Source organism: Pseudomonas sp. GOM6 (assembly GCF_029537485.1).
GTDB lineage: Bacteria > Pseudomonadota > Gammaproteobacteria > Pseudomonadales > Pseudomonadaceae > Aquipseudomonas.
The window spans coordinates 234,070-250,799 of the sequence record NZ_JARPUS010000002.1; the positions used below are offsets into that span (position 1 = coordinate 234,070).

The window sequence follows — 16,730 nt, forward strand, 5'->3', positions numbered from 1 at the left end:
GGGCCCCGGCTTAACAGGGTATGGGAGGTGCGCTGATGACAGGCTACATCCATTGGCTGCGCCGGGCGGCCTTCCTTGCCGCACTGGTGCTGTCGTTGAACGTCCCGGCCCTGCCTGCGCAGGGCCAATGGCGCAGTCAGCTTCCCGATGCACGGCTGGTTGGCGCCGGTGAGTTCACCTGGTTCGGTTTCACGGTCTACACCGCACGGCTGTGGAGCCCGGCCCCCCGGGTCGATTTCAACCAGCCTTTCGTGCTGGAGCTGACCTACCGTCGTGACATCAGCCGGGACACGCTGGTGAAGGCCAGCCTGGACGAGATGCGCCGGGTCGCGGATGTAGATCCGGCGACACTGGCCGGCTGGGAAGACGACCTGCGCCTGGCCTTCCCCGATGTGAAAGCCGGCCAACGCATCGCCGGCGAGTACCGGCCGGGGCAGGGCGGGCGGTTTTACCTGGATGGCCAGTTGCGCCAGGAAATTGCCGACCCCGAGTTTGCCAAGGCTTTCTTCGCCATCTGGCTGGATACCGACACCCGCAGTCCCGAGCTGCGCCGGGCGCTGCTCGGCCTCAATACGGAGCGTTCGCGATGAAACGCAGGTTTTTGGCGCTGTTGCTTGCAGGTGCGCTGCTCGGCGGCTGCAGCGGGGTTGAGGTCGAGCACTATTCCGATCAACAACCGCGCCTGGATCTGCCGACCTTCTTCGACGGCCCGGTCGAGGCCTGGGGCATTTTCGAGGACCGTTCCGGCGAGGTGATCAAGCGCTTTCATGTGGATATCACCAGCCGCCGCGAGGGTGAGCAGCTGATTCTCGACGAGCGTTTCCTCTACAGCGACGGTACGCGCCAGCGCCGGGTCTGGACCCTGACGCCGGACGGCGAGGGCCGCTGGCGCGGGCGTGCCGATGACGTGCTGGGCGAAGCCCAGGGCGAGATCGCCGGCAATGCACTGCGCTGGCGTTATCAGCTGAACCTGCCGGTCGACGACACAACCTATGTGGTGGAGTTCGACGACTGGATGTACCTGATGGACGAGGACACCCTGATCAACCGTTCGAGCATGCGCAAGTTCGGTGTCGAGCTGGGCCAGGTCACCCTGTTCTTCCGCCGCGCTCCCGCCGAACGCAGGCCCTGATGGACTCCCTGAGTGATGGCTATCGGGCGCTGGTGATCGGCGCCGGTGGCGCCCTGGGCGCTGCCTTTTGCCAGCTGCTGCGCGAGGACCCGCGTTGCGCCGAGGTGCTCACCCTCGGGCGTTCGACCACGCCGGCGCTGGATCTTGAAAACCCGCAGAGCATCGCCAGCGCCGCTGCCGAGATCGGCCAGCAGGGGCCGCTGCAGTTGATCCTGCTGGCGACCGGGGTGCTGCACCGTCCTGGGGTGAGTCCGGAAAAGAGCCTGGCGGCGCTGCAGGCCGAAGCGTTGCAGGCGGTATTCCAGATCAACGCGCTGGGGCCGGCGCTGGTGCTGCAGCAGTTCCTGCCGCTGCTGGCGCCCCGTGGAATCATGGCCGTGCTGTCGGCGAAGGTCGGCAGCATTGGCGACAACCGCCTCGGCGGCTGGTACGCCTACCGTGCCTCCAAGGCGGCGCTGAACATGCTGGTCAAGACCGCTGCCATCGAGCTGGCGCGCAGCCGGCCGCAGGCGCGGCTGTTCAGTCTGCATCCGGGCACCGTGCTCTCGCCCCTGTCTCAACCCTTTCACGGCGCTGCCGCAGGCCGCCCGCCCCGTGAGGCGGCCGCGCAGCTGCTTAACCTGATCGATCGACTGGACCCCGCCGACAGTGGCGGTTTCTTCGCCTATGACGGCGAGCCTTTACCCTGGTAGGAGATGCGCCATGACCCTCGAAGAACTCAACCAGATGGCCGCCCAAGGGGCCATCAACGAGTTGGAGCTGTGCTCGCTGGAAGGTGGTTTCTATGTGTTGCTCGCCCGTACCGACGAGGGCACCAAGCCGTTGCTCGACGCCTCGGGTGATACCGTGCAGGTACGCTCGATCACCCACCTGCGTGAGCTGCTGCGCTTCACCCCGCCGGTGTCGTGCACCATGGTGCAGCAGGTGGTGCACGACGAGATGTGCGGCATGCGCGATGGTCCGGTGGAGCCGCTGCGGGTGCCGGTCGGCCTGAGCGAGCCCTGGTAGTGACGCCAGCGCGCAGACTCGGTGTACTGCTGGGCGACCAGCTGTCGTTCGACCTCAGCCTGTTCGACGCGCTCGATCCCACTCAGGATGCGCTGCTGCTGGCCGAGGTGATGGACGAGGCTACCTACGTCGCCCATCACCCGCAGAAGATCGCGCTGATCTTCAGCGCCATGCGCCACTTCGCCCAGGCCCTGGGCGAGCGCGGCTGGCGGGTGATCTACGTGCGCCTGGACGATGCCGACAACAGCGGCAGTCTGCCGGGCGAGCTGCTGCGTTGGGCCGAGCGCCTGGGCGTCGAGCAGGTGCACCTGACCGAGTGCGGCGAATGGCGTCTGCAGGAGGCGTTGAACCAGTGCGGTCGGCCGCTGGTGTGGCACGAAGACCGACGGTTTTTCTGCTCGCGGCAGCGCTTCGCGGCCTGGGCGAGCGGGCGCCGACAGCTGCGCATGGAGAACTTCTACCGCGACATGCGCAAGCGCACCGGCCTGCTGATGGAGTTCGACGGCAGCCCGGTCGGCGGCACCTGGAACCTCGATCAGGACAATCGCAAGGCGCTGCCCAAAGGCCTGCGCGGCCCCTTCGCGGCCAGTTTCGCGGCCGACGACCTCACCCGCGAGGTGCTGCAACTGGTCGAGCAGCGCTTTGCCGGGCACTACGGCAGCCTCGAAGGCTTCGACTACCCGGTGACCCATGCCGAGGCCCAGGCGCTGTGGCAGCATTTTCTCGATTTCGGCCTGGCCGCGTTCGGCGATTACCAGGACGCCATGGCCCAGGGCGAGCCCTATCTGTTCCACGCCCGCATCAGCGCCGCGTTGAACATCGGCCTGCTCGATGTGCGCCAGCTGTGCGCCGATGTCGAACAGGCCTACCGCGAGGGCAGGGCGCCGCTGAATGCGGCCGAGGGCTTCATCCGCCAGCTGATCGGCTGGCGCGAATACGTGCGCGGCATCTACTGGCTGCGCATGCCGGAGTACGCCGAGCTCAACGCCTTCGGCAATCGTCGCGCGTTGCCCGAGTTCTACTGGACTGGCGACACCTCGATGCGCTGCATGGCCCAGGCCATCGGCCAGAGCCTCGAGCTGGGCTATGCCCACCATATCCAGCGGCTGATGGTGACCGGCAACTTCGCCCTGCTCGCCGGCATCGCGCCCAAGGCGATCTGCGAGTGGTACCTGGCGATCTACCTGGACGCCTTCGACTGGGTGGAACTGCCCAACACCCTGGGCATGGTCATGCATGCCGACGGCGGCTACCTGGGTTCCAAGCCCTACTGCGCCAGCGGTCGCTATATCCAGCGCATGTCCGATTACTGTGGCGACTGCGCCTACCGGGTCGATCAGGCCGTGGGCGAGCAGGCCTGCCCGTTCAATGCCCTGTACTGGCATTTTCTACGCCGCCATCGCGACCGCCTGGGCACCAATCCGCGCCTGGCCATGGTCTACCGCAACCTCGATCGCATGGACGAAGAGCGGCGTGAGGCGCTGTGGCAGCGTGGCGAGGATCTGTTGGCGCGCCTGGATGCGGGGCAGGCACTGTGAAAAAGGCCGACCTGCCGAGCAAACTCTGCGTGCACTGCGGTTTGCCCTTCAGTTGGCGGCGGCGCTGGGCGCGCTGCTGGGAGGAGGTGCGCTATTGCTCCGAGCGCTGCCGGCGGACGTCACGCGGCAGACGTTCGGAGCACTAGTTCAGGTGGCCTCTTCGGGGTATTCGCTTCGCTCCAGCGCGACCTGACGAATCGACAGACGGATTTCCGCCGGCAATACGCGCTTGGCCACGCCCTCGACCAGTTCAGCCAGTTGCGGGTGGTGGCTAAGCTTGCCTTCGCCGTTCTGCCGCAGCACGCCCTGGTCGAGCAGGGTCTGGATGAAGTGGCGGAACAGACTCTTGTCGAAGAACTCCGGGGCGTTGAGGCCGTGCAGGATCGACAGGCGTTGGGCCATGGTCACGCAAAGGTTTTCCAGCTCCTCGGCGCTCAGGGCGTACTGGCCGGCGTTGAGCAGCAGCGCGGTGGCCATGTAGAAGCGCTGCAGGGTCTGCACGATGGCGCGGGCCAGCAGGCTGAGCAGCACGTACTGGCGCGAGCTGGGTGCCGGGCGGATGAACATGTCGTCATCGCGGCGCAGCAGACCCTGCTCGACGAAGGCGTTCAGCCACTGGTCGACGGCACCTTCCAGCTCCTCGGCCGAGTAGCGGATGAACAGCTCGGACTGCAGGTAGGGATACAGCGCACTGACGTAGCGCAGGATCTGCTCGCGGCTCATGCGCGAGCTGCTGAGGAAGAAGCTGGCCAGCAACGCCGGCAGGGCGAACACGTGCAGCACGTTGTTGCGGTAGTAGGTCATCAGGACGGCATTCTGCTCGTCCAGGTAGAGGATCTTGCCCAGCGCGTCCTTCTGCTCGGCCAGCAGGTCCATGCTCTGCACGTAGCGGATCAGGTCCTGGCCGTTGCCTTCGGGCAGGGTGGCGTGCGGCGAGTAGGGCACCTGGCGCAGCAATGCCAGGTACAGGTCGAGCACACGGGCCAGGGCCTTTTCGTCCAGCGCCAGCTTGGCGGTGGAGAGCAGGGCCAGGGCCACCAGATTGACCGGGTTGATGGCTGCTGCCTCGTTCAGGTGCTGGGCCACCTTCTCGCCGAGGCGGTTGGTGGTGGTGTTGAGCCAGGCCGGGCGGAACTGCTCGCCGTGGTCCTGGGTGCGCCAGCCGGGCTGCTCGTGGTCGAGGAAGTCGGCCAGCTTGATCGCCTCGCCGAAGTTGACGTGCACGCTGCCGAAGCGCTGCTTACGGATGGCGCCGATGACCTTGAAGATGTCGAAGATCGACTCCTTCTTCTTCGCCGCGCCGCGCAGCTCGCCCAGGTAGGTGCGGCCTTCCAGTACCCGCTCGTAGCCGATGTACACCGGTACGAAGGCAATCGGCAGGCGGTTGGAACGCAGGAAGCTGCGCAGGGTGATGGCCAGCATGCCGGTCTTCGGCTGCAGGGTACGGCCGGTTCGCGAGCGTCCGCCTTCGACGAAGTACTCGACCGGGAAGCCCTTGCTGAACAGGGTGTGCAGGTATTCGTTGAACACCGCGGTGTACAGCGGGTTGCCCTTGAAGGTGCGGCGCATGAAGAAGGCGCCGCCACGGCGCAGCAGGCCGCCGACCACCGGCATGTTGAGGTTAATGCCGGCGGCGATGTGCGGCGGGGTCAGGCCGTTGCGGAACAGCAGGTAGGACAGCAGCAGGTAGTCGATGTGGCTGCGGTGGCACGGCACGTAGATGATCTCGTGGTCGTGGGCCAGGTCGCGCACGGCTTCCAGATGGTTGACCTGGATGCCTTCGTACAGCTTGTTCCAGAACCAGCTGAGCACCACTTCGAGGAAGCGGATGGCGGTGTAGGTGTAGTCCGAGGCAATCTCGTTGCCGTAGTGCAGCGCCTTGGCTTCGGCCTTCTGCAGGCTGATGCCTTCACGCTCGGCGTCTTCGGCGATGGCCTGGCGCACCAGCGGGTCGTGCACCAGGCCCTTGACCAGGTTGCGCCGGTGCGACACGTCCGGGCCGATCACCGCGGCCTTCTGGTTGCGGAAGTGCACCCGCAGGATGCGCTGCACCATGCGCAGGGTGCGTTCGCGGCCCTTGCCCTGGTCGAGCAGTTCGCGCAGGTGGATGGGCGCGGCGAATTGCACGCGGGTCTTGCGTCCAAGAATCAGGATGCTGACCAGCTTGCGCAGGCGCCCGGTCACGGCCCAGGTGTCGGCGAACAGCAGTTTCCACGGACTGGTCTCGCGGTCCGGCGACTGGCCCCAGAACACGCTGACCGGAATGATCTGTGCATCGTCCACTGCCTGACTGTCGAGGCTGGCGAGGATACGTTGCAGGGCGGGCGGTGCGCCGCGCTTGTCATGCCCGCCGAACCAGCTGGGTTCACGGGTCAGGTAGAAGAAGCCGGCCGGTTCCAGCTGCTCGCCGATGGCCACCGGCAGTACCGGACGCGGCAGACCGGCCTTGCTGCATTCGCGGTCGACCACGGCCAGGTCGGCGGCCGAGGGCTGCTGCAGCACATAGAACACCGGCTTGGAGCGATCCAGGCGCAGGTTGAAGGAAGACTGATTGATGGTTTCCGAGCGCACCCAGAGAAACAACAGGCGGCGCAGGGCGCCAAACGCAAGGCGGCGGAACGGGGAGCGGGTCATACGGGCTCTTGACGGCATTTCAAGCGAGCACTTGCTCGGGGGCGCTAGTGTGCCGCAAGCGCGGGTCTGCGGCAAAAGCCAAACGATGGACGAGACATATGGAAACTTTCCCTTGCCCATGCGGTCTTGCATAGCCGCCGACCCACTCCTTATAGTCCGGCCGGCATTTGTCGGGCCCGCAGTGGTATCGCAGGCTGCGGGCTTCCATCGCGATGGTGAGAGGCCATGATAGAGATAAGAAACCTGACCAAGCGTTTTGCGGGGCATGCGGCCGTTGATGGCCTCAGCTTCAAAGTCCAGCAAGGGGAAGTGCTGGGCTTCCTCGGCCCGAACGGGGCCGGTAAATCCACCACCATGAAGATGCTCACGGGCTTCCTGGCGCCAACCTCGGGTACGGCGAGCATTCTTGGTCATGACGTGCAGAGCGATACCCTCGCCGCACAGCGTCTGATTGGCTATTTGCCGGAAGGTGCGCCGAGCTATGGCGACATGACCGTGCGCGGCTTCCTTCAATTTATCGCTGAGGTGCGCGGCTTCCGCGGCGCCGAGAAAAAGCAGCGGGTGCTGCGCGCGGTTCAGCAGGTCGAGTTGGACAAGGTGCTGGAACAGAGCATCGAGACCCTGTCCAAGGGCTTCAAGCGCCGCGTCGGCCTGGCCCAGGCGATCCTGCATGATCCGCAGGTGCTGATCCTCGACGAGCCCACCGACGGCCTCGATCCCAACCAGAAGCACCAGGTGCGCCAGCTGATCCAGAGCCTGGCCAAGGACAAGATCGTCATCATCTCCACCCATATCCTCGAAGAAGTGTCCGCCGTATGCACCCGCGCCGTGGTGATCGCCGGCGGCAAGCTGGTCGCCGATGCCACGCCGCTGGAGCTGGAGGGGCGTTCGCGTTACCACCAGGCGGTGACCCTGGTCGCCACCAGCGAACTGGACGTCGAAGCCCTGTCCGCCCTGCCGGGGGTGGCCGGCGTCGAGCGCAACGAGCGCGAGCACAGCCTGACCGTGCTGGCCAATGCCGGCGAGGTGATCTTCCCGCAGGTCAACGAGCTGATCCGCCAGCGCGGCTGGCAGATCAAGGAACTGGACGTGGAGCGCGGCCGCCTCGATGAGGTCTTCCGCACCCTGACCCGAGGAGAAGCGGCATGACGCAGTTGCCGGTCGTCTTCAAGCGCGAGCTGCGCAGCTACTTCGCCACCCCGTTGGCGTACGTGTTCATCCTGATCTTCCTGGTGCTGTCCGGAGTCTTCACCTTCTACCTCGGCGGCTTCTACGAGAGCGGCCAGGCGGACCTGGCGCCGTTCTTCAACTTCCACCCCTGGCTGTACCTGTTCCTGGTGCCGGCCATCGCCATGCGCCTGTGGGCGGAGGAGCGCAAATCCGGTTCCATCGAGCTGCTGATGACTCTGCCGATCACCCGTTTTGACGCGGTGCTGGGCAAGTTCCTCGCCGCCTGGGTGTTCGCCGGCATCGCTCTGTTGCTGACCTTCCCGATGATCATCACGGTCAACTACCTGGGCCAGCCGGACAACGGCGCGATCTTCACCGGCTACTTCGGCAGCTGGCTGCTGGCGGGCTCCTACCTGGCCATCGGCTCGTGCATGTCGGCCCTGGCCAAGAACCAGGTGATTGCCTTCATCCTCGCCGTCAGCGCCTGCTTCCTATTTATCGTCAGCGGCTTCCCCATGGTGCTCGACGCACTGGCCTGGGCGCCGCAGTGGGCCATTGATGCGGTGTCGTCGCTGTCCTTCCTGACCCGTTTCAACGCGATCAGCAAGGGTGTGATCGACCTGCGCGACCTGCTCTATTTCATCTCCCTGATGGCCGCCTGGCTTGCTGCCACCGCCATCGTGGTCGATCTGAAGAAGGCTGACTGACGATGAAAAAACTGATGTATTCCGGCGCCGGCCTGCTGCTGATCGCCGTGGCCTTTTTGGCCTTCAACATGCTCACCAGCCTGGGCCTGGGCAATGCCCGCCTGGACCTGACCGAGCAGAAGCTCTACACCATCTCCGAGGGCACCGAGCGCATCCTTGGCGAGCTGGAAGAACCGATCAACCTGTACTTCTTCTACTCCGACAAGAGTGCCCGCGACCTGGCCGTGCTGCGCAACTACGCCACCCGCGTGGAAGAAATGCTCAAGGCCTACGAGCGTGCCGCCGACGGCAAGATCAAGCTGCATATCGTCGACCCCGAGCCGTTCTCCGAGGACGAGGACAAGGCTGCTGCCTTTGGCCTGCAGGCGGTACCGGCGAGCCAGAACGGCGACTCGATCTACTTCGGCCTGGCCGGCACCAACGCGGTGGACGACAAGCAGGTGATCCCGTTCTTCCCGCTGGATCAGGAAGAGTTCCTCGAGTACCAGATCAGCCAGCTGGTGCAGGGCCTGGCCAAGCCGCAGAAGCCGGTGATCGGCCTACTCAGTGGCCTGCAGATCAACGGCGGCTTCGACATGGCCGCGCGCCAGCCGACCGCGCCGTGGATGGTGATGGAGGAGATTCGCCAGCTGTTCAAGATCGACAGCCTCAAGGCCGGCGTCGACAAGATTCCGGACGAGGTTTCGGTACTGCTGCTGGTGCACCCGAAGAACCTGCCGCAGGCCAGCCTGTACGCCATCGACCAGTTCGTCCTGCGCGGCGGCAAGCTGCTGGTATTCGTCGACCCCTACGCCGAGGCCGACAACGCCGCGCCGATGCTGCCGGGCGACGAGATGGACAAGGCCAGCGACCTGGAGCCGCTGTTCAAGGCCTGGGGCGTGCGCATGCTGCCGAACAAGGTGCTCGGCGACGGCTCCTACGCACTCTCCGTGGGCATGGGCCAGGGCCAGCGTCCGGTCCGCCACGCCGCCTGGCTGGCGCTGCCGCAGCGGGCCATGGATCAGGACGATGTGGTGACCTCGGGTCTGGAGAGCATCAACGTCGCCACCAGTGGCATTCTTGAACCGGTTGAGGGGGCCAAGACCCAGTTCACCCCGCTGCTGCAAAGCTCCGAGTACGCCATGCCACTGGACGCCGCGCGTTTCGCCATGCTGGCCAACCCGGAAGAGCTGATGGCCGACCTCAACCCGACCGGCGAGCGTTATGCGATTGCTGCGCGCATCAGCGGCCCGGCACAGACGGCGTTTCCTGACGGTATCGAGGGGCAGAAGGACGGCCTGAAGTCGGCGGAGAACATCAACGTGATCGCCGTGGCCGACACCGACCTGCTGGGCGACCGCATGTGGGTGCAGGTGCAGGACTTCTTCGGCCAGCGCGTGCCGCAGCCGTTCGCCGACAATGCCGGCTTTGCCATCAACGCCCTGGACAACCTGTCCGGTAGCGACGCGCTGATCAGCGTGCGCTCGCGCGGTCGTTTCAGTCGCCCGTTCGAGGTGGTCGAGGCGCTGCAGCGTGAGGCCGAGGCGCAGTTCCGGGTCAAGGAAGAAGACCTGCAGAAGCGCCTGGCCGAGACCGAGCAGAAACTCGCCGCCCTGCAACAGCAGGACCCGAGCAAGCCGCTGGAGCTGACCGCCGAGCAGCAGACCGCGCTGCAGCAGTTTGTCGACGAGAAGCTGCGCATCCGCAAGGAGCTGCGCGAGGTGCGTTACCAGCTCAATGCCAATATCGAGGATCTGGGCCGTACCCTGAAACTGGCCAATATCCTGCTGGTGCCGCTGCTGCTGACCCTGGGTGTACTGGCCCTGTGGCTGTGGCGTCGCCGCAAGTCGGCCTGATATCGGCAAGGGGAAGGGGCGTTGCCCTTTCCCCATGCTGTTCCCTTCCGTATACAACGACTCCTTGATCGAGGAGAACACCGCTATGAATCGCAAGACCCTGATCATCCTGGCAGTGCTGGTGGTGGCGCTCCTGGCTGCCTGGCATTTCACCCGCAAGGCCGAGCAGCCGCAGGCGCTGCCGGAAGCGCAACGCTGGTTGCCAGAGCTGCAGCCGTCCCAGGTCGAGGCCATTGAAGTGCAGCGTGCCGGCCAGCCATTGGTCCGGCTGCAGCGTCAGGAGCAGGGCTGGGTGCTGCCGGCCAAGGCGAATTACCCGGCCAACCAGGCGCAGGTGTCTGGTTTGCTCAAGGTGCTGAACGAGGCGCGCAAGGTCGAGCCGCGTACCCGTAACCCCGAACTCTACGCGCGTCTTGGTCTGGTGGAGCCGCAAGCGCTCAAGGTCACGCTGCTGCGTGGAGAGTTGCCGTCACTGCCGCTACTGATCGGTAATCCAGGACAACAGAACGGTCAGCTGGTGCGTGGCGCCAGCGAGGCGCAGAGCTGGTTGATCGATCGACGCATCGAACTGCCGGCTACCGAGTTGGACTGGCTGGATCGCCGGGTGACCGCCGTGCCATTTGCCGAGGTCAAGGCGCTGCAGGTGGAGCACGCCGATGGCCAGCAAGTGCAACTGTTCCGCGACAAGGCCGAGGAGCCTAATCTGCAGGTGCGCAATCTGCCCAAGAACGGCAATCTGGCGTTCGACGGCGCCGCCGATGGCATGGCCCGAGTGTTTGCCGACCTGCAGTTCGCCGACGCGGCGCCGCTCGATCAGCTGACGTTCGAGGGCAAACCCAGTCTGATCTTCAGCCTGGAGACCTTTGCCGGCAAGAAGCTGGAGGGCCGTTTCTATCTCAAGGCCGACCAGCACTGGCTGCTGCTTGGTAAGGACAGCGATCTGGCCGCCGAGAACGTTCCGGGGCGCACTGACTGGGCTTATCGCATCGAGCCGTACCAGTATCAGAGCCTGGCGAAAAAGCTGACCGATTTGCTTTCGGCAAAACCCTGAAATCCGGCTGCAGGCCTTGTGTGACGGCCTTTACGGCTGGCCTAAAATATCCCTTGGCAGAGCGAACACTTGTTTTATACTCGACCGGCCGTCGCCCCGGACGCCTTCCTGGCCTGGCCAGGAAAGGATGCACAGAGCGATGACTGCGCCGAACGTCGAAGCCCCCAAGGGGCAAAAACAAAATCGAGAATCGAGGGAAGTGGTAATGGCTGATCGTGAGGTCGGAACCGTGAAGTGGTTCAATGATTCCAAGGGGTATGGCTTCATTCAACGCGAAAGCGGTCCGGATGTGTTCGTCCACTACCGCGCCATCCGTGGCGAAGGTCATCGCTCGCTGATCGAAGGTCAGCAGGTGGAGTTTTCCGTGATCCAGGGCCAGAAAGGCCTGCAGGCGGAAGACGTGGCCAAGGTCTGAAGACCCGCGCGGTTACAACAAAAGGCCCGTCATCGACGGGCCTTTTGTTTTTGGGCTTTTTAGGAGGGGCTTTGGCCGCGACTGCCTCAGTCGGTACGCCAGATAAATTCCTGGGTGCCCTCGGCATTGACCTTGATCCACAGGTCGGCGTTTTCCTCGCCCTGTTCCTCGCTCCAGCCACCCGGCGCGCAGCGCACTTCCACGCCCAGCGCGGCGAAGGCGGCTTCGGCGCAGGCGACATCGTCGGCCCAGGGCGTGGCGTCGCTTTCCAGCAGAATGCTGTGCCATTTGCCTACCGCCTTGGGCAGGAAGGTGACCGGGATGTCGCCAGCGTGGCACTTGAAGGTCTGGCCGCGTTGCTGCCAGGCGCTGCATGGGCCCAGTGCCTTGCTCAGCCAGTCGGCTACGGCTTGCTGGCTGGCGTCCTTGAGGTAGATCTCGATATCGGGTTGGCGCATGGCGGGCTCTCTAGACCTTTTCGATCCAATCGTAGCGGATGGAGACAGTGACTTCGAAGTCTTCGGCGATCACCGCGGCGCGGCGCTCGGCGCTGGCGCGCCAGCCGTGCGGGGTCATGGCTAGCAGGTCGGCGCGGACCTGGGCATCGCTCAGCATTAACGGGAAGCTGAGTGTTTCGCTGTGCGCCAGGCGCATGCCGGCAGGAATCAGCTCCAGATGCTTCTGGTCATCGTAGTCGCGGACTTCGTCGTACAGCTTCTGGCGTAGCTGCATCAGGTGCTCGCGGGTCGGGCCCATGCGCAGCAGACCGCCGCCTGGTTTGAGCAGGCGCAGGGCTTCATGCCAGTCCAGCGGGCTGAACACGCTGGCCAGCAGGTCACAGCTGGCGTCGGCCAGGGGCACACGGGCCATGCTGGCGACCATCCAGGTCAGCTCTGGGGCCAGGCGCGCGGCGCGTTTGACCGCCTCGCGGGAGATGTCCAGGGCATAGCCCTGGGCGTCCGGCAGGGCCTTGGCCAGCTGGGCGGTGTAATTGCCTTCGCCACAGCCGATGTCCAGCCAGTTGGCCGGTTGGCGCTCGGCGGCCAGTTCGGCCAGGCGCCTGGCCAGTGGGGCGTAGTGACCGGCACCGAGGAAGCGCCGGCGCGCTTCGACCATGGCGGCATTGTCGCCTGGGTCGCGGCTGTTCTTGTGCTGCACCGGCAACAGGTTGTAGTAGCCCTGGCGGGCACGGTCGAAGCTGTGCCGGTTGCTGCAGGCCAGGCCGCTGTCGCTGACGTCCAGCGGCTCATGGCAGATGGGGCAGGTCAGACTCATGCCAGCAGCTTGACCATGGTCTGGTAATAGACCTCAGTGAGCAGGTCCAGATCGCTGGCCAGTACGCGCTCGTTGATCTGGTGAATGGTGGCGTTGACCGGGCCGAGTTCAACCACTTGCGTACCCAGGGTGGCGATAAAGCGCCCGTCCGAGGTGCCGCCGGAAGTGGATGGCGTGGTTTCGCGACCGGTGACGGCGCGGATGGCGGCAGCAACGCCGTCGAGCAGCTCTCCCGGCTGGGTGAGGAAGGGCAGGCCGGACAGCGCCCACTCCAGGTGATAGTCCAGGCCGTGCTTGTCGAGAATTTCACTGACGCGCTGCTGCAGGCCTTCGACCGTCGACTCGGTGGAGAAGCGGAAGTTGAACACGGCTTTCAGCTCGCCCGGAATGACGTTGGTCGCGCCGGTACCCGCGTTGAGGTTGGACACCTGAAAGCTGGTCGGCGGGAAGTAGGCATTGCCGTCGTCCCAGTGCTCGGCGGCCAGTTCGGCCAGAGCCGGGGCCGCCAGGTGGATGGGGTTCTTGGCCAGGTGCGGGTAGGCCACGTGGCCCTGTTTGCCGTACACGGTCAGGGTGCAGCCGAGTGAGCCACGGCGGCCGTTCTTCACCACGTCGCCAAGCAGCGTGGTGCTGGAGGGCTCGCCAACGATGCACCAGTCCAGGCGCTCGTTGCGCTCGCGCAGGCGCTCGACCACGGCCTTGGTGCCGTGCTGGGCCGGGCCTTCCTCGTCGCTGGTGATCAGGAAGCTGATCGCGCCCTTGTGGTTCGGGTGGTCGGCAACGAAGCGTTCCACGGCGATGATCATCGACGCCAGGCTGCCCTTCATGTCCGCCGCGCCGCGGCCGCAGAGCATGCCTTCGTCGTCCACGCGCACGTCGAACGGCTGGTACTGCCAGGCGTCCAGCGGACCGGTCGGCACCACGTCGGTATGGCCGGCGAAGCACAGTACGGGGCCGTCGCCACCGCGTTTGGCCCAGAAGTTCTCCACTTCCTCGATGCGCATGCGCTCGACCTCGAAGCCGCAGGCGGCCAGGCGGCGCATCATCAGCTCCTGACAGCCTTCGTCGACCGGGGTGACGGAGGGGCGGCGGATCAGGTCGCAGGCGAGCTCGAGAGTCGGGGTGAGGGCAGTCATTGCGGCTCCGGTACGGCGTTAGGCGAAAAGGCGGCCATTCTAAAGCAAAACGGCGGCCTCAAGGCCGCCGTTTCGATGGGTTGTGCCCGGTTCAGGTGGCGCTGGCCGGCTCGTTAGCGGCCTGTTCCTGCGGCTTGGGCAGCGACGACAGCAGAGCCATCAGCAAGGCCGCCAGATAGGGCAACGACTGCACCAGCAGGGTGGCCACCCAGAACTTCACGTCGGCGTTGCCGATGTCCTGGGCGAAGCTGATGCCGATGGCCGCGCCCCACAGCAGGAGCATGACGAACACCTCCTCGCGGGCCTCGGCCAGGGCAACCAGGATGCCGTGGTTGCTGGCCATCTTCGGCGTGCGGAAGAACGGGATGGTCTTGGTGAACGCCCCGTACAGCACGGCCTTGGCAATGGTGTGCGACAGCGCGAGGCCGGCGATCGCCGCCTGGAACGCACGCTTGATATCGACCCCCACGGCCTTGTGGTAGAGGTACATGATCTTGCCGAACTTGAAGAAGAACAGCGCCAGCGGCGGGATGGCGAAGATCATCAGCGGCGGATCGACCCGGTTGGGCACGATGATCATGGCCGCCGACCAGAGCAGGGCGCCGATGGTGAAGAAGATGTTCAGGCCATCGGCGATCCACGGCAGCCAGCCGGCGATGAAGTGATAGCGCTGGCCGCGGGTCAGCTGCGAGCCTTCGCCACGGAACAACGAGCGGGCGTGGCCCTTCATGATCTGGATGGCGCCGTAGGCCCAGCGGAAGCGCTGTTTCTTGTAGTCGATGAAGGTGTCCGGCATCAGCCCACGGCCGTAGCTCTGGTGCGCGTAGGCCGCCGAGTAACCGTGCTCGAACACCCGCAGGCCCAGCTCGGCGTCCTCGCAGATGGTCCAGTCGGCCCATTTCAGCTGGTCCATCACGCTGCGCCGAATCATGGTCATGGTGCCGTGCTGGATGATCGCGTCGCGGTCGTTGCGGGTGACCATGCCGATGTGGAAGAAGCCCTTGTACTCGGCGTAGCAGAGCTTCTTGAAGCTGCTCTCGTCACCGTCGCGGTAGTCCTGCGGCGACTGCACCACGGCGATCTTCGGGTTGGCGAAGTGCGGCACCATGTGCTTGAGCCAGTTGGGGTCGACGCAGTAGTCGGAGTCGATCACCGCCACCACTTCAGCATCGGGCGCGGTGTGCGGCAGGATGTAGTTCAGCGCGCCGCCCTTGAAGCCCTCGATGGGCGCGACATGGAAGAAGCGGAAGCGCTCGCCCAGTTGCTGGCAGTAAGCCTCGACCGGCTCCCAGACCTTCGGATCCTTGGTGTTGTTATCGATGACAATGACTTCGAAGTCCGGATAGTCCAGGGCGGCCAGGGCATCCAGGGTCTGCTTCACCATCTCCGGCGGCTCGTTATAGCAGGGCACGTGGATCGACACCTTGGGCCGGTAGGCGCTGTCGCCGAGGACGGGCAGGAAGGCCCGGCGACGTTTTCTGACCCAGGCCGTTTCGGCCAGCTCATGGGCCTCGGTGAGCAGGACGATGAACACGCCCAGCGCGCCGATGCCGAGCAGGCCGCCGACGGTCAGGCTGAACCAGGTGCTGTACTGCTGGCTGTAGTCGTAGGCAATCCACACCAGAGCCGAGCCGCCAACGAAGGCGACGAAGGTGAGGAAGGTGCGCCCGCGCTGACGCAACGAGCTGCCGTCGATGAGCATCAGGGCCAGGGCCAGCAGGCCCATGACCACCGAAGCGACGGCCAGCATGCGCCATTGCGGAATGGCGATCACCGGGCCCTCGAAGGCGAACTTGGGCTGGCGATCGAGGTTGTACACGCCCCAGTAGGCGCCGACCGAACCTTCGTCGCTGGCCTTCCACGGCTGGTCGAAGGCTTCGATGACGAAATAGTTGTAGCCCTTGGCGTTCAATGCGTTGACCAGGGTGCGCAGGTACACCGCCTGTTCGGCCTGATCCGCCTCGGCGCCGCCACGGGTACGGCCGTTGCTTGGCCAACCCACTTCGGAGAGCAGCAGCGGCTTCTTCGGGAACAGCTTCTTCAGGTCCTTGGCACGTTCGAGGACGAACTCGGTGGAGTCCTCCATCGGCACGAATTCCCAGTAGGGCAGGACGTGGGCGGCGATCAGGTCGACGTGGTCACCGAGTTCCGGGTGCTCCTGCCAGATGTGCCATTGCTCGGAGGTGGTGACCGGTACCTTGACCGCGGCGCGCACCCGGTCGATGTAGGCAACCAGCTCCGGCACCTTGATTTCGTTGCGGTACAGGGCCTCGTTACCCACGGCCACGCGCACCACGCTGCGCGAGGTGTTGGCCAGTTCGATGGCCTTGGCGATTTCGCGCTCGTTGCGCTCCAGGTCGGTGCTGATCCAGATGCCCAGGGTCACGCGCAGGCCGAACTCTTCGGCGATGCGTGGAATATCGGCCAGCTTGCCGTCCACCGAGTAGGTACGGATGTTGTCGGTCTGCCGGCTGAGCAGTTCCAGGTCCTGACGGATCTGTGCGTCGTCCGGGTAAACACCGGTCTGCGGGTTCTGCCCGACGCGGAAAGGCGAGAAGGAGTAACCGGCGATCTGCTCCGGCCAGTCGGGGGCGCTGACGGGGCGGTTGTAGAGCGCCCAGAGGCCGGTGAACAGCGCGGCGACCGCGACGATGACCACCAGATTGAGTCCGAATTTGCGCGTTGGCATCTTGCTTGTGGGTTCCGTAAGGAGGAACGAGGAAGGCCCGGTGAACACCGGTCGGCGCGCATGCTACTCCGCCTCCCGATGCCTGTATAGCGGCGCCTGGAGCGCCCTTCGCTTGGGCCTTACAGGCGTCGGAAAGTTCG

The 16,730-nt window shown here is 65.1% G+C and carries 16 protein-coding genes; 11 read left to right on the plus strand and 5 right to left on the minus strand.

Translation table 11 applies throughout. From position 1 onward, the window contains the following. Positions 1 to 35 precede the first annotated feature (35 nt). Genes P7A97_RS03670 through P7A97_RS03695 form a run of 6 tightly spaced genes read left to right on the plus strand, consistent with a single transcriptional unit; the run spans position 36 to position 3,824 of the window. Entirely contained in the window at positions 36 to 590 is a 555-nt protein-coding gene (locus P7A97_RS03670; protein ID WP_277688583.1) for a chalcone isomerase family protein, read from the plus strand. After that, positions 587 to 1,132 carry a DUF3833 domain-containing protein gene (locus tag P7A97_RS03675; protein WP_277688584.1) on the plus strand — a complete coding sequence of 182 codons (546 nt, stop codon included), beginning with the start codon at positions 587 to 589 and terminating at the stop codon, positions 1,130 to 1,132. The genes P7A97_RS03670 and P7A97_RS03675 overlap by 4 nt, the downstream gene beginning before the upstream one ends. After that, on the plus strand, positions 1,132 to 1,824 hold the full coding sequence (locus tag P7A97_RS03680; protein ID WP_277688585.1) for an SDR family NAD(P)-dependent oxidoreductase: 693 nt from the start codon (positions 1,132 to 1,134) through the stop codon (positions 1,822 to 1,824). The genes P7A97_RS03675 and P7A97_RS03680 overlap by 1 nt, the downstream gene beginning before the upstream one ends. Positions 1,825 to 1,834: 10 nt before the next feature. Beyond that, a complete protein-coding gene (locus tag P7A97_RS03685) occupies positions 1,835 to 2,140 on the plus strand; it encodes a DUF6482 family protein (RefSeq protein ID WP_277688586.1) in 306 nt (101 codons plus the stop codon). Further along, complete coding sequence (locus P7A97_RS03690; RefSeq protein WP_277688587.1) at positions 2,140 to 3,678, plus strand: cryptochrome/photolyase family protein; 1,539 nt, start codon at positions 2,140 to 2,142, stop codon at positions 3,676 to 3,678. Before P7A97_RS03685 ends, P7A97_RS03690 begins: the two co-directional genes overlap by 1 nt. Next, on the plus strand, positions 3,675 to 3,824 hold the full coding sequence (locus tag P7A97_RS03695) for a DUF2256 domain-containing protein (RefSeq protein WP_277688588.1): 150 nt from the start codon (positions 3,675 to 3,677) through the stop codon (positions 3,822 to 3,824). Before P7A97_RS03690 ends, P7A97_RS03695 begins: the two co-directional genes overlap by 4 nt. Before the next feature lies 1 nt (position 3,825). Here P7A97_RS03695 and plsB read toward each other — a convergent pair whose 3' ends face one another. Further along, a complete protein-coding gene (plsB, locus tag P7A97_RS03700) occupies positions 3,826 to 6,312 on the minus strand; it encodes a glycerol-3-phosphate 1-O-acyltransferase PlsB (RefSeq protein WP_277688589.1) in 2,487 nt (828 codons plus the stop codon). A gap of 225 nt (positions 6,313 to 6,537) precedes the next feature. On the opposite strand from plsB, the gene P7A97_RS03705 reads away from it, so the two are divergent. From P7A97_RS03705 to P7A97_RS03725, 5 genes are all read left to right on the plus strand, one after another. Then, positions 6,538 to 7,461: an ATP-binding cassette domain-containing protein gene (locus tag P7A97_RS03705; protein WP_277688590.1), complete on the plus strand. Its 924-nt coding sequence runs from the start codon at positions 6,538 to 6,540 to the stop codon at positions 7,459 to 7,461. Further along, complete coding sequence (locus P7A97_RS03710; RefSeq protein WP_277688591.1) at positions 7,458 to 8,189, plus strand: ABC transporter permease subunit; 732 nt, start codon at positions 7,458 to 7,460, stop codon at positions 8,187 to 8,189. The genes P7A97_RS03705 and P7A97_RS03710 overlap by 4 nt, the downstream gene beginning before the upstream one ends. Positions 8,190 to 8,191: 2 nt before the next feature. After that, complete coding sequence (locus tag P7A97_RS03715; protein ID WP_277688592.1) at positions 8,192 to 10,024, plus strand: Gldg family protein; 1,833 nt, start codon at positions 8,192 to 8,194, stop codon at positions 10,022 to 10,024. An 85-nt stretch (positions 10,025 to 10,109) separates the two neighbouring features. Further along, the gene (locus P7A97_RS03720) at positions 10,110 to 11,075 is read left to right on the plus strand and encodes a DUF4340 domain-containing protein (protein WP_277688593.1); all 966 of its coding nucleotides are present in this window, start codon (positions 10,110 to 10,112) and stop codon (positions 11,073 to 11,075) included. Positions 11,076 to 11,280: 205 nt separating this feature from the next. Then, entirely contained in the window at positions 11,281 to 11,490 is a 210-nt protein-coding gene (locus tag P7A97_RS03725; protein ID WP_277688594.1) for a cold-shock protein, read from the plus strand. 86 nt (positions 11,491 to 11,576) lie between these two features. On the opposite strand, the gene P7A97_RS03730 is transcribed toward P7A97_RS03725, so the two are convergent. The 4 genes from P7A97_RS03730 to P7A97_RS03745 all read right to left on the minus strand — a co-directional run bounded on the left by P7A97_RS03730 (position 11,577) and on the right by P7A97_RS03745 (position 16,590). After that, positions 11,577 to 11,948 (minus strand): hypothetical protein, encoded by a 372-nt coding sequence (locus tag P7A97_RS03730; protein WP_277688595.1) that lies wholly within the window; start codon positions 11,946 to 11,948, stop codon positions 11,577 to 11,579. A gap of 10 nt (positions 11,949 to 11,958) precedes the next feature. Beyond that, the gene (locus tag P7A97_RS03735) at positions 11,959 to 12,765 is read right to left on the minus strand and encodes a putative RNA methyltransferase (protein ID WP_277688596.1); all 807 of its coding nucleotides are present in this window, start codon (positions 12,763 to 12,765) and stop codon (positions 11,959 to 11,961) included. After that, positions 12,762 to 13,901 (minus strand): succinyl-diaminopimelate desuccinylase, encoded by a 1,140-nt coding sequence (dapE, locus tag P7A97_RS03740; RefSeq protein ID WP_277688597.1) that lies wholly within the window; start codon positions 13,899 to 13,901, stop codon positions 12,762 to 12,764. The genes P7A97_RS03735 and dapE overlap by 4 nt, the downstream gene beginning before the upstream one ends. Before the next feature lie 91 nt (positions 13,902 to 13,992). After that, a complete protein-coding gene (locus P7A97_RS03745) occupies positions 13,993 to 16,590 on the minus strand; it encodes a glycosyltransferase (protein ID WP_277688598.1) in 2,598 nt (865 codons plus the stop codon). Positions 16,591 to 16,730: the final 140 nt, after the last annotated feature.